This is a genomic window from Acinetobacter sp. V91_7, assembly GCF_031799075.1.
GTDB classification, from domain to species: Bacteria; Pseudomonadota; Gammaproteobacteria; order Pseudomonadales; family Moraxellaceae; genus Acinetobacter; species Acinetobacter calcoaceticus.
On the sequence record NZ_JAVQNT010000043.1, the window covers coordinates 365,226 to 378,763 of the forward strand.

Genomic DNA, 13,538 nt, shown 5'->3' on the forward strand with positions numbered 1-13,538 from the left:
TATGCTTATCTCTTTTTTGAAAAATAAAGAAGTATCTGCAATGAGCTATACCTCTCAACAAAGTATTTTCTCAATGTAGATAAAAATAATGATTAGTTCTTAGAGTATTCCTCTAAACTTTTCTTACTGATCAAGCACATCAACAAATTGAGCATTTAAAAGCTGTGCTAAATCTTTAGGATTTAAACCAATATCCAGCCCTCTTTTTCCGCCGCTGACATAAATTTTGCTAAAGTTTTGTGCTGATGCATCAATGACAGTTTTTAAACGTTTCTTTTGGCCTAAAGGGCTAATCCCTCCTACCAAATATCCCGTTAAACGTTCAGCATCTTTAGGATTAGCCATTTGTAACTTTTTACATCCAAACACCGTAGCTACTTTTTTTAAATTTAATTGGTGATTAACCGGCAAGACAGCAACGAAATAATTTTTATCATCACTTACCATTAGAGTTTTAAATACTTCGTTTACATCTAAATCTAATTTTTCAGCTGCTTCTAATCCAAAACTTTTGGCATTTGAATCATGTTCATATTCATGAATAGAAAATTCGATTTTATTACTTTTTAACAATCTACATGCAGGAGTCATGATAAGTAGTGTTATAGATGAAATTGTTTCGATTATAGTTTTTTTTAAAAAAAATTTAAATTTGCTTAGGCTATTTAAAAGAGTTACATAAAAATTCAAACAGCAACTGAAGAAAAAATAATCTCAACTTGATATTCGTTGCTCGACTCCATATATTTTATTTAGATTTGAAGTCTGAGCTGACAATTTTATGAGTTATAAACACAACAATCTGATGGCGATGCGTCACCGTTTTTGGGATGAATCTTCAGATTCTGTATTAAATGAAAAGCAATTTTTGCAGCAGACGTTAATTGAACAAGGTATTTTTAATAACGCAACTCTTGATGATGTTAAGTACTTCTTTTACACCCTTCCTAGCATCATCATTGTAAAAGCTCATGCACTTGGTTTTATGCATGATTCAGTCAAACAGATGTTATTGCAACATATTCAGACCAATCGCCTGCATTTGATGCAGAAATCTGAATTAAAGATTCAATTTAAAATGTAATCCATTTTGTTATCAAAGGTCCGTTTTATCTTAGTTTTACTCATCTGAATACTCTTAATTTCTTAAATTTATAAATTACTTAGGCTATTTAATAGTTAATGAAATAAAGATGGCGATTTCGACCTATCATTCAGTCTGAGAGAACTATTTTAATACGCTCAAAACATGTAATATTCGTTACAATTTTAGATCACAGCGTTTGGCTGCATGATGCGCATAGGATTCTATTTTCATGTCAAATCAGAAAGATAAGCTTAAGAGTTTAAAAACTTCTTCCATGGATCGACGCTTATCAATCGCGAAAGCTTCTTTACTTGCAGGAACACGTTGGGCAACTGCAAGTGCTTCTTCTATTTTTTCTAACGAGGAAGACAAAGAAAAGAAACGTAAAAAAGCGATGAGCGAACAAGCTAATTATCTGGTTTCTGAAATAGGTAAACTTAAGGGTTCTATTGTTAAAATTGGGCAAATGATGGCTCTTTATGGTGAACATTTTTTACCAGAAGAGATTACACAAGCATTAAATACCCTAAATAACCAAACCGTTGCTTTAGATTGGCCTGCAATTAAGCCACATCTACAAGAACAACTGGGCGCTAAGTTAAATGATTTAACAATTGATCATGAGCCAATTGGTACTGCCTCTCTCGCACAAGTACACCGTGCAACACGTAAATCAGATGGTTTGGAATTAGTTCTAAAAATTCAATATCCAGGTGTTGCGAACGCAATTGATTCAGATATGAGCTTGTTTAAAAACATGCTTAAACTGACACGTATGGTGCCACAAACCCGTGAATTTGATCAGTGGTTTGATGAAGTGCGTGAAATGATGCATCGTGAAGTTGACTATGATGTTGAAGCTGCCACTACTCGTCGCTTTGGTGAACGCTTAAAAGATGACGAGCGTTATATTGTTCCTACAATTGTAGATGAGTATTGTACCAACCAAGTACTCTGCATGACTTTCGAACGCGGTGTTCCAATCAATAGCCCTGTTATGTTGTCTTTGCCTCAAGAGCGTCGTAATCAGCTTGGTGAAGCTTCATTAGAAATTGCTGTTCGTGAAATTTTTGAATGGGGCGAAATGCAAACCGATCCTAACTTCGGTAACTACCTTGTCCGTTTAGGTAATGGCCAAGATGTTCAGGATAAGATTGTATTATTAGACTTTGGTGCTATCCGTCAGTTTGATAACCACTTATTATCGGTTGCCCGCAATCTAATTCAGGCAGGTTATCAACATGATAAACAATTAATGATACAAGCCATGACTGGTTATGAATTTTTTGATGCAATGCCGGAAAGCATTAAGCCAGGTATGGCCGATGTTTTTCTATTAGCGACAGAAGCATTTAGCACCCCATCAAATAATCCAGATATGCCTGCTGGTCTAATGGATGAACATGAACGTTATGACTGGAAGAAAAGCCAGTTACATAGCCGTGTTATGCAGCAAGCAAGTAAATCGATGGCATCACGTTATTTCTCTGTCCCTCCCAAAGAATTTATGTTTATTAGTCGTAAATTTATTGGGGCATATACGTTTATGACAGTCATTGATGCTAAAACAAATGTACGTCGTATGATTCGTAACTTCGGTTAATTTCATGAAGGGCTAGAATGGTTCCATGTCATTCTAGCCAATACCCCTCTAAACACACCACAAAAAAGTTATTTTAAATAAATAAAATCATAGACTTAAAATACGTTTATTTTTTCCATACCATTTATCCACTCATTTTTTGAATGTCAGTAACGACATAGTCTTTTACTATAATGCGTGTCAGCATAAAACAATAACAACGTGTTAGGACACCATAATCATGACAAGTATGATCAATAAAGCTCAGGGTTTGGGTTTATCGCTGATCACAAAATTGGCTGGAAGCGATGTACTTGATCAACTCAAGTTACGTAAATTTTTAGAAAAATCCCTTTATCAAGGTTCAAAAGCTGGTTTTAGAGCATTAAGCCAGACTCAAAAAGCATTTAAACCTAAGCCAATATCTCAACAACGTCTGCCTCAGCAGAACAAGAATCTGTTTGATTTAAACCTAACCGAAGAACAACAAATGACTTCCGAAGCAATGTCTCAATTTGCTCAAGAAGTTCTCTTGGGGTTAGCTCATGATGCAGATCAGACTGCTCAGTTTCCAGAAAGTCTTTGGCAATATGTAGAAGATCTTGGTCTTAACTACTATGCACTTCCAGAAGCATTAGGCGGTGTAGCAACTGAACAAAATATTGTAAGTAACTTATTGATTGCTGAAAAATTGGCTGAAGGCGATTTTAGCCTTACAGCTGGATTACTCAGCACATTTAGTGTCATTAATGCAATTACACGTTGGGGTTCTGCCGAAGTTCAGTCGATGTACTTACCTTGTTTTGCAGAAGACTCAGACATTACAGCAACCTTTGCTGTACAAGAAGCAACTCCAGCATTTAATCCTTATGTATTAAAAACCAAAGCATCACTTGAAAATGATCAATTTTTTATAGATGGTGAAAAAACGCTTGTTATTTTAGGTGATCTGGCCGATATCTTTTTAGTAAGTGCGGACTTTAATGGCAAGCCAGATATATTTGTAGTGCAATGCAACGATAGCATTTCTATCAAAAATACGCCTGCTATGGGCCTTAAAGCGACAGAAACAGCAACTTTACGCTTTAATCACACTCCTGCTCTACGCTTAGGTGCAACAGACTTTGATTACACTGCTTTCTTAGATCTGGGAAATTTAATGTGGTGTGCAATGGCTGTGGGTACTTGTGACGCTGTAAAAGCCTATTGTATTAAATATGCCAATGAACGAACTGCTTTCGGAGAGCCGATTTCTCACCGTCAAAGTGTCGCTTTCATGATTGCAGATATGGCAATTGAAATTGATGCAATGCGTATGTTGATCTTGAATGCTGCAAGCCGTGCTGAAGCAGGTCAATCATTCCATCGTGAAGCCTACCTTGCTCGTTTACTTTGTGCTGAAAAATCCATGAAAATTGGTACAGATGGTGTGCAAATTCTTGGGGGACATGGTTTCACAAAAGAACACCCTGTTGAACGTTGGTATCGTGATTTACGAGCTACTGCAATTTTACATTCTGGCTTACATGCATAACTGATGATCAGAGGATAATACAATGAACTTACAAAATCCTAAAAAATTCAAAATGATGATTGATCAGGCACATGATGTTGCGATCAATGTTTTACGCCCTATTTCTCGTAAATATGATAAAGCTGAGCATGCTTATCCAAAAGAGCTCGATATGTTAGCTTCACTCATTGATGGTATGAACGAAGGTGGCGAAGGCATTAATGCAGGCGCTGCCGTTGGTAAAAAACGTGGTGAAGTTGAAACAGGCAATAAAAATGGTAATAACATTTCAACTGCACTTGGCGTAATTGAAATGTGTTATGGCGATGCAGGCATGATGTTAACAATGCCACGCCAAGGACTTGGAAACTCAGCAATTGCTGCTGTTGCCAATGACGAACAGCTTGAGCGCTTCAAAAACACTTGGGCGGCAATGGCAATCACAGAACCAGGTTGTGGTTCTGACTCAGCAGCGATTCGTACCACAGCAACCAAAGATGGCGATGAATATGTCATCAATGGCGAAAAAATCTTTGTAACTTGTGGTGAGCGTGCTGACTCTGTTGTCGTTTGGGCGACTTTAGATAAAAAACTGGGTCGTGCTGCGATCAAATCTTTTGTTGTACCTAAAGGTACACCTGGCATGAAAGTTGAACGCTTAGAATATAAATTGGGCATTAAAGTATCAGATACTGCCGTGATCAGTTTTATTGACTGTCGTGTTCCTGCTGCCAACCTTCTAGGTAATCCTGAAATTGATGTGGCTAAAGGTTTTGCAGGCGTGATGGAAACTTTTGACAACACTCGTCCATTGGTTGCAGCGATGGCGGTTGGTTGTGCGAAAGCCTCTTTAGAACGTATTAAAGAGATTTTTAAAGATCAACTTGATGCTGACTATAAAACACCGTATTTACAAGCTTCTAATCTTGCTGCTCAAATCTATCGTATGGAAGCTGAATGGGAAGCTGCACGTTTGCTAACGCTAAAAGCCTGTTGGATGGCAGATAACAGAAAGCCAAACTCTAAAGAGGCTTCTATTGCGAAAGCCAAAGCTGGCCGTGTGGGTAACGAGATTACTTTAAAATGTGTCGAACTAGCTGCAAGCATGGGCTATAACGAAGATGAGTTACTTGAGAAATGGGCACGCGATTCAAAAATTCTCGATATCTTTGAAGGCACTCAACAAATCCAGCAATTGATTATTGCCCGCCGAGAACTTGGTAAATCTTCTAGCGAACTAAAATAATAATTAAGGGAAATTTTTCCCTTCTTTTATTAGCTATCTATGTCAAAACTTAAAAGCCCTCTAGTCTAATAACTAGAGGGCTTCGTATTTCAGGAATTAATGTTTTTATTTATTCAGTAGTTGTACTTTCTAGCGCTTTATCAACTACACCAAATTTCTTAAAGATTTTTGCACGACGCTTTGATGAAATATTCGCTTTGTTTAAATCACCTTTATAATGATCAAAAACTCGCTTATCCATGATTTTAAACCACAATGAAGGGATTAATGCCGGTAGTAGCATACTTGCGTAACCGCTTGGTAGCTCTGGTGCCTCATCAAAATGACGTAATGCTTGGAATGGACGAGTTGGATATGCATGATGGTCTGAATGACGCTGCAACTGATACAAGAATAAGTTTGTTACTACGTTATTGTTGTTCCAGCTATGCTCAGGCATTGTGCGCTCATAATTACCATCAGCTTTTTTCTGACGCAATAAACCATAGTGCTCAATATAGTTAATAATTTCGAAAAGACTAATACCATAAAAAGCTTGAGTCGCTAAATATGGAATTGTACCTTTACCAAAGATTCCAACCATAGAACCATGAAAAGCAGCGGTCATTCCCCAGCCTTGTAATAATTCATTATCTGAAGACCAGAATTCTTTACCTTTACGTTTTAAACGATTTTTTTCAATTTCTATTGCAGATTTAAAAGAACCAATAACTGTACGTGGCCAGAACTCATAGAATGTTTCACCCATACGTGATGAAGCTGGATCTTCTGGTGTTGCTGCACGCTTATGATGACCGTAAGGATGTTCAATACGGAAATGGTTATAACCTGTAGGAACTAAAGCAAGATGCGACAGAATATGGTCTATACGATCATGCTTATGACTTAACTCATGGGCTGTATTAATCGCAATACCATTGATTGCACCCATTGAAATACCAAGTAAAATCTTATCAATAAAAGATGTCGTTTTACGACTTGTTAAATAACATGCATAAACATTTGCAGCGTACTGAAGAGGAATAAAGCTCTTCACAAGACGAGAATAATATGGATCTTTTTCTAAAAGCTTAATTTCTTCATCTGTCGGATTTCGAGCATCTTTCCCAATAATAGTATCAATTGCAGGAATCACGACATGTAATAAAAGTGGACCACCTAAAGCAAAGACTTTCTTTAAAGGGCGTGGACCAAACTGGTAACCTGCTAAAATTGCTAAACCGATAGCAGGTAAAGCAGGACTAATCATCCATAAAAAGCGTTTGCGATCTATTTCACGCATAGACGCAGGCACTGGCATAAGTTCTTGTTGAACATTTACTGGTGCATTCATAGCTATATTTCCTTTTTCTATATGTCTATATAGTTAAAGAAATAGTGTTTAGTTAACAGTAGTAACCGTCCAAAAAACCTATGTTAAAGTCTTTGGCATTTTCTTCCACTTTTTTGTCCTAAAAACACATGTTGATCTATTCTTATAGCTCACTATAATTTTATTAAAATAATGATTGATCATTTAAATATGGATGCACTAAGTAAATTTTTTGATGATATTCACCTTAATAAGTCTGAATACATCTATTTAAAAGCGCAAGGAGAATGGGCTTTTAAAACACAAGATCAATCTGCTCTACTTGCTTATATTGTTTTAACTGGTTCAGTATATATACAACTTAATCCTTCAGAAAAAATAACTGCGACTGCTGGTGATATTATTTTAATTCCCTCTGGGAAAGCACATAGTGCGACTGACTCAAAATCAACAGCGAGTAAGTTGGTAGATTCTCTGGATATCACTTCGCTTTTTAACGGTCACAGACAAGATGCAATCGAGTTTGGTACTTCATCTCCGGATAATACATTATTGCTATGTTTACGCTGCCAAATCGATACTCATATGGCTGGGCCACTCATTAATGCACTGCCGTCCATCATGCATATTCAGCATGAAAATCAAACCAATCCACCTGAATGGCTACAAATTGGGCTTTATTTTCTAGCCATTGAAACTCAAAAAATCAGGCCGGGTCATGACAAAATTATTGATCATTTAGTCAGTATTTTACTCATTGAATGCATCCGTGATCATATTCAACAAATGACAGATCAACAAAACTGGTTAAGTGCCTTAACTCATCCTGAACTGAGCAATGCCCTATCTGCTATTCATAGCCAACCTGAAGTCACATGGACAGTTGAATCTTTAGCTGAACAATGCTGTATGTCACGTTCTAAATTTGCGAATATATTTAACAGTATTATTGGTGAGCCACCCCTCACATATTTGCAGCATTATCGTTTTCGCTTGGCAAGTCAGTATTTACGCACAAGCAACTTATCAATTCAGCAAATTTCAAATAAGGTCGGCTACTCATCTGAAACAGCATTTAGTCAGGCATTCAAACGAATTTTTGATTTATCTCCTAAACAATATAGACAGCAATATATTGGACATACCTTAGATTAACTACTAATAAAAAAAGCGCCGAGGCGCTTTTTTTATTGAATCAAATTATTATTTAATTTTCGCATGTGATTTTAAATATTGACTGTAATCTTCTAATATTTGTTGACCACGCGATTGACGATAATGTTGCTTTAACTGCTGTAACTGATCAGCAGGAATAGCATTCGCAGCGGATGAATTTACATTTGAAACTGCAACAACAACTAGCTCATTTGGTAAATTCGCTGTTGAAACAGACCACATACCTGGCTTAGGTGTAGCTGCACTAAATGCTGCGCGCTCAATTTCACGCTTTAATCCTTGCGAACGACTAAATACGCCAGCCGATTCAAATGCTACTTTATTTTTAGCAACAACTTGATCTGCTGGTTGAGTTTTAAATTCAGCCAACATTGTAGCAATTTTTGCTTGAACAGCTTTACGCGCTTTTTCATCGATAACTTTTGCTTTCGCTTCATTCATCGCTTGTGCTAAAGGTTTTACACCAGCAGCATGATAATCACGTACTTTAACCCATACCGTATCACCATTCGCTAATTGAATGTTAGATGATGCATTACGGTCACCATTTTTCACGTCATCATTAAACAATTTAATTTTAACGTTTGGATCACTTAAATACGGATTTTGTGTAGCTAAAGTTACGCCATTTAATGATTCAACTTTTGTACCTTTTACTTCTTGCACAACAGCTTCTAAAGAATCATTACCAACAATCGTTTCATTTAGACTATTTACGGTATCTGAATAAACAGTCGCAACTTTATTCTTTTCAACCTCAGCAGTTAAACGCGCCTTCTCTGCTTCGAATGAAGGGATTTGATTGGCTTGAGTTTCTGCCTCAATAATATGATAACCATATTGAGTTTTTACTGGTTGAGAAATTTGTCCATTTTTTAAGCTCACTACAGTTTTATCAAACGCATCGGAAAAAACACCCGGTGCATATGCTTCAACTACCCCCCCTTTTGCTTTCGAACTTGGATCTTCAGAGAACTGAGATGCAGCTTGTGCAAATGTAAGACCGCCTTGAATTTTCGCATATACTTCTTTAGCAAGTTTTTGAGCTGCTGCATCATCACGAGCATCTGTAGTAATTAAAATATGCTTCACAGTCCGTTTAGCATCTTTTTTCTGAGTTTCAACGAACTTGCTATATGCTTGCTGAAGTTCAGCTTCAGTTGCAGGAGCTGGTTTAGCCATCAGTGATGGAGACACAACAACATAATCCACGTCAACAGAAGCTTGTTGCTTAAACTCATTTTGGTGTTTGTTGTAATAATCTGTAGCTTCTTGATTAGAGGCAGTTAAACCAGTTTTATAACCATCTAATTTAATACTAGCCAAATGTAATGTACGTTGTTCAGTTTGCAAATTCGCAATTTGCATTAAATCAACTTTACTTACTAAAGAATAATCAGAAAAAGTTGACGTTAGCATTTTTAAAGCATGATCTTGACGAAGGCTAGATATTAAGCCCTGACTTGTCATACCAATAGAACGTAGATAATTTTCATAGAGTTTTTGCGAGAATTGTCCATTCTCTTGCAAACTAGGCTGCTGAGCTAACATCTGCTCAATTTGGGAATCACTCAGTGAAATACCTAGTTTTTCAGCTTGTTGAATTAGTAAATTACGTGACACTAAAATATCAAGTGCCTTAGCCTGAATAACAGGCAAATTAAGTAAACTCTCATCACCTTTAACAGCAGCTAAATATTGTTCTTTGTAAGACTGAGTTAAAGTTTCAAGGTCTTTTTTAGATATTTCTTGGCCATTTACTGTCTTTGCAACATCAGCCTTGTTTCCCCTATTAAAATATCCTTCAATACCTACAAGTGCTAAAGGGGTCAAAAACAAAATTAGAAGGACTTTGCCGAGCCAACCCTTAATGACTGTACGAAACGATTCCATAAGTATTCCAATATTTTATTTCGAGGCGAATTTTAACTGAAAAACCACAATCAATGAATGAGCAATATTGGTCAATTCAGATTTTTAATAAAAAACGCGCCTATATTGGCGCGTTTAATCATCTTAAAAGATTAAGCTACTGAATCTTTAAGACCTTTACCAGCTTTGAAGCTAGGTACTTTTGTTGCTTTAATTTGAAGCTCTTCACCAGTTTTAGGGTTACGACCAGTACGTGCAGCACGTTCTTTAACACTGAAAGTACCAAAACCAACTAAAGTTACTGTGTCACCTTTTTTAAGTGCTTCAGTAATTGACGCAATTGTCGCATCGAGTGCCTTGCCTGCATCAGTCTTAGATACTCCCCCTTTTTCAGCAATTGCATCGATTAATTCTGATTTATTCATGAATAAAACATCCTCTTAATATCGTTTGTTTAAGGTCCAAGGCTATAGTTTAAAAGGCCATGACGCCTTTATAGCAATGCTTTGGGGGAAAACGCAATACTAGAGCAGGGCTTTTAGCGAAAATAAATGCTAAAAAACTGTTATATATTTGCTAAATCCCAACATTTTTTACTTTTTATTCAATTTTTCTTTCAATTGCTGGTTTTCTTCTATTAAAGCATCCACCTTAATATGAAGCTGTACCAAGAGCTGTTCAATGTGCTGTAAATCCTTCGGAGTCACCAGTCCAATCCGGTTTAAAGAATGGTTAACACTCGTATCAAGAATTTTTTCTACTTTATCTTTTGTTTCAGATACAGACTCTTTTGCTTTTTCTGTGACCTTACCAACAGTAGTATCTGCTAAATCTCCTGTTTTAGATTCTAGCTCTTCACCTACCTTAACCAGAGAGTCAAATAGCTTATTACCTTCTTCTTCTGCGCGTGAAAAAGCCCCTAGCCCTGCTAACCAAATTTGCTTGGTATACTTTCTAAAATCCAAAGCCGACTTTCTTGAACTTCTTGATTTTAATTTGTTTTTTTCTTCTGACTCTTCTGTCGGGGTATCTATATTTGCATTATCCATTGATCTAAGCTCCTAATCAGATGAGAGAGATGATGACTGATTTGACCACAAAATATTTCTATAATATCAAAGTAAAGACTTGATCCATTTACAAAACTGTTCTACAAAGCAATTAAGTCGTGTAAATATATTTAACAGGACATTTATTAAAGTTTGGGATAGGATGTCCCATTCTTCGGTTAACTGCTATTTGTAAGGATAAACTTTTATGAGTGAAACGCAACAAAGACAAAAACATCCCCGTCTGTTGCTGAATATTGTTCTAATTATTTTAGAAACTTTCTTTTCATTTATTCTCACCCACGATGGTGTTCTTCGCTTGCAAGCGAAAAAGTTTATTTCAAACAAAACAACTATTCGCATCAATAGCTACCTTCCTTTTTTTGACTTTTATGTTCAATTTACAGAAAAGGGTTTGTTGTTCGATATCCATTCTTTTGATCGACGTATTGATCTTGAAATCAATAGTACGCTTATCGATTTGATTAAGATTTTTGCTTTTTCAAACCAGCGTAGCCTTAAGAACATGCGTATTGATGGTGATGAAGAAACGAAAAAAGAGTTATTAGATTTAATTTCTCATCTTACTCTGCCCAAACTTTTAGCTGACTGGAAGCAATGGTTTAACACACCAGATGATGAAGCTGAAACCCTTGCTTCACGTAAACGAATTGCTCCATTGCTTGAAAAAATTGATCAACAACGTTCAGAAATCAATTCACTTCATGTAGAAATTAAACAATATCAAAATCGAATTACTCGCTTACAACAACGTCAACGCAACATTAACTTAGGCTTTGGTATAATTAGCCTGATATTTATTGTTTTTTTCATATATAATTTGTGGGTTGCTTAAATTATTTTTCCATTTTGTTCCTGCACTTGAATTAAAAATAAAAAAACTTGACTATTTTAGTCGGGATTCATAAAATCCTATTATCTAGTCTTAACATGTGTATCGAATCATGCGCCTTACAACTCGCGGTCGCTACGCAGTGACTGCTCTACTTGATTTAGCTTTGCAGCCAACTGAACAAACGATCACGCTCGCCGAAATTGCCGCTCGTCAATCTATTTCAGTTGCTTATTTAGAACAGTTATTCGCTAAACTTAAGCGTCATGGGTTAGTTTCTAGTGTCCGTGGTGCAAATGGTGGTTATCATTTGGCTCGAAACGCTGATGAAATTACTGTGTTAGAAATTATTGAAGCCGTAAATGAAACCGTTGATGCAACGCGTTGCGACCACAAAGCTAACTGCCAAAATGGTGCAATGTGTCTTACTCACGATTTATGGCAAGAACTCTCTCATCATATTGCCGACTATTTAGCAAAAATCTCTCTTGCCGACCTCATTAGCCGAGACAACGTTCAAACTGTTGCATTGCGCCAAAATGTGACTGGCACAGATTCAGCTCTTTTATCGGGTACAGGTATTTGATATGAAACGTCCAATTTATCTTGATTACGCAGCAACCACTCCAGTAGATCCGCAAGTTGCAGAACGTATGATGGAGTGTTTAACTTTCGACGGTACCTTTGGTAATGCTGCATCTCGTTCCCATGCTTATGGCTGGCAGGCAGAAGAAAAAGTTGAATATGCGCGTGGGCAAGTCGCAAATTTAATTAAAGCCGATCCACGTGAAATCGTTTGGACTTCTGGTGCTACCGAATCAGACAACCTTGCACTTAAAGGCGTAGCTCAATTCTATGCTTCTAAAGGCAAACACATTATTACAAGTAAAATTGAACACAAAGCTGTTCTAGATCCTTGTCGTGAATTAGAAGAACAAGGTTTTGAAATTACTTATTTAGAACCAGAACCACAAACAGGTTTAATTACCCCTGAAATGGTAAAAGCTGCACTTCGTCCTGATACTGTCCTTGTTTCTCTTATGATGGTAAACAACGAAATCGGTACAGTTACAGATGTAGCAGCAATTGGTGAGTTAACACGTGCCAATAAAACCTTCTTTCATGTAGATGCTGCTCAAGCTGCTGGTAAAGTTGAAATCGATTTATCTACCATGAAAATTGATCTTATGAGTTTCTCAGCTCATAAAATTTATGGTCCAAAAGGTATCGGTGCATTATATGTACGTCGTAGCCCACGTGTTCGTTTAAAAGCACAAATTCATGGCGGTGGTCATGAACGTGGTATGCGCTCTGGTACTTTAGCAACTCACCAAATTGTTGGTATGGGTGAAGCTTTTGAACTTGCTGGCAAAAGATTGCATGCAGAACAAGAACGCATTCGTAAACTACGTGATAAACTTTGGAATGGTTTACAAGGCCTTGAACAGGTTTTCTTAAACGGTCATCCAACTCAAAACGTTGCTAACTATTTAAATGTCAGCTTTAACTTTGTTGAAGGTGAATCTTTAATGATGGCACTTAAAGATGCTGCTGTATCAAGTGGTTCTGCTTGTACTTCTGCAACTTTAGAGCCTTCATATGTTCTTCGCGCATTAGGTTTATCTGATGAACTAGCGCACAGCTCGATCCGCTTCAGTTTTGGTAAATACACAACTGAAGAAGACATTGATCATGTGCTTACAATTACCAAAGCCGCTGTTGAGAAATTACGTGAACTTTCTCCGCTTTGGGATATGTATAAAGAAGGTATCGATCTTTCTACAGTTGAATGGGCTGAACACTAATTCATTGAAATTAGTATTTTTACCCTCATATTAATATTAGGCT

General features: G+C 36.8%; 13 protein-coding genes. 8 read left to right on the forward strand and 5 right to left on the reverse strand.

Annotated elements, in window-relative coordinates; all coding sequences use genetic code 11:
- Positions 1 to 123 precede the first annotated feature (123 nt).
- Positions 124 to 591, reverse strand: a complete 468-nt coding sequence (gene ybaK / locus RMB03_RS16610) for a Cys-tRNA(Pro) deacylase (protein ID WP_270902583.1) — start codon at positions 589 to 591, stop codon at positions 124 to 126.
- Between the two features lie 190 nt (positions 592 to 781).
- Between ybaK and RMB03_RS16615 the strand changes: the two genes are divergently transcribed.
- The 4 genes from RMB03_RS16615 to RMB03_RS16630 all read left to right on the forward strand — a co-directional run bounded on the left by RMB03_RS16615 (position 782) and on the right by RMB03_RS16630 (position 5,428).
- Positions 782 to 1,084, forward strand: coding sequence for a hypothetical protein (locus tag RMB03_RS16615; RefSeq protein ID WP_004792622.1), 303 nt, complete (start codon positions 782 to 784; stop codon positions 1,082 to 1,084).
- Between the two features lie 232 nt (positions 1,085 to 1,316).
- The gene (locus RMB03_RS16620; RefSeq protein WP_311076977.1) at positions 1,317 to 2,690 is read left to right on the forward strand and encodes an AarF/ABC1/UbiB kinase family protein; all 1,374 of its coding nucleotides are present in this window, start codon (positions 1,317 to 1,319) and stop codon (positions 2,688 to 2,690) included.
- Between the two features lie 229 nt (positions 2,691 to 2,919).
- Entirely contained in the window at positions 2,920 to 4,203 is a 1,284-nt protein-coding gene (locus RMB03_RS16625) for an acyl-CoA dehydrogenase family protein (protein WP_311077164.1), read from the forward strand.
- Between the two features lie 22 nt (positions 4,204 to 4,225).
- On the forward strand, positions 4,226 to 5,428 hold the full coding sequence (locus RMB03_RS16630) for an acyl-CoA dehydrogenase family protein (RefSeq protein ID WP_005047405.1): 1,203 nt from the start codon (positions 4,226 to 4,228) through the stop codon (positions 5,426 to 5,428).
- A 109-nt stretch (positions 5,429 to 5,537) separates the two neighbouring features.
- On the opposite strand, the gene RMB03_RS16635 is transcribed toward RMB03_RS16630, so the two are convergent.
- Positions 5,538 to 6,761: an alkane 1-monooxygenase gene (locus RMB03_RS16635; protein WP_005041001.1), complete on the reverse strand. Its 1,224-nt coding sequence runs from the start codon at positions 6,759 to 6,761 to the stop codon at positions 5,538 to 5,540.
- Positions 6,762 to 6,932: 171 nt separating this feature from the next.
- On the opposite strand from RMB03_RS16635, the gene RMB03_RS16640 reads away from it, so the two are divergent.
- On the forward strand, positions 6,933 to 7,895 hold the full coding sequence (locus RMB03_RS16640; protein ID WP_005041003.1) for an AraC family transcriptional regulator: 963 nt from the start codon (positions 6,933 to 6,935) through the stop codon (positions 7,893 to 7,895).
- 48 nt (positions 7,896 to 7,943) lie between these two features.
- On the opposite strand, the gene RMB03_RS16645 is transcribed toward RMB03_RS16640, so the two are convergent.
- The 3 genes from RMB03_RS16645 to RMB03_RS16655 all read right to left on the reverse strand — a co-directional run bounded on the left by RMB03_RS16645 (position 7,944) and on the right by RMB03_RS16655 (position 10,837).
- Positions 7,944 to 9,809: a SurA N-terminal domain-containing protein gene (locus tag RMB03_RS16645; RefSeq protein WP_311076978.1), complete on the reverse strand. Its 1,866-nt coding sequence runs from the start codon at positions 9,807 to 9,809 to the stop codon at positions 7,944 to 7,946.
- A 131-nt stretch (positions 9,810 to 9,940) separates the two neighbouring features.
- A complete protein-coding gene (locus tag RMB03_RS16650) occupies positions 9,941 to 10,213 on the reverse strand; it encodes an HU family DNA-binding protein (protein ID WP_001043034.1) in 273 nt (90 codons plus the stop codon).
- Positions 10,214 to 10,381: 168 nt separating this feature from the next.
- Positions 10,382 to 10,837, reverse strand: coding sequence for a phasin family protein (locus RMB03_RS16655; protein ID WP_045432641.1), 456 nt, complete (start codon positions 10,835 to 10,837; stop codon positions 10,382 to 10,384).
- Positions 10,838 to 11,045: 208 nt separating this feature from the next.
- Between RMB03_RS16655 and RMB03_RS16660 the strand changes: the two genes are divergently transcribed.
- From RMB03_RS16660 to RMB03_RS16670, 3 genes are all read left to right on the forward strand, one after another.
- A complete protein-coding gene (locus RMB03_RS16660; protein ID WP_005041007.1) occupies positions 11,046 to 11,693 on the forward strand; it encodes a hypothetical protein in 648 nt (215 codons plus the stop codon).
- 109 nt (positions 11,694 to 11,802) lie between these two features.
- The gene (locus RMB03_RS16665; protein WP_003651563.1) at positions 11,803 to 12,276 is read left to right on the forward strand and encodes an Rrf2 family transcriptional regulator; all 474 of its coding nucleotides are present in this window, start codon (positions 11,803 to 11,805) and stop codon (positions 12,274 to 12,276) included.
- 1 nt (position 12,277) lies between these two features.
- A complete protein-coding gene (locus tag RMB03_RS16670) occupies positions 12,278 to 13,495 on the forward strand; it encodes an IscS subfamily cysteine desulfurase (protein WP_311076979.1) in 1,218 nt (405 codons plus the stop codon).
- Positions 13,496 to 13,538: the final 43 nt, after the last annotated feature.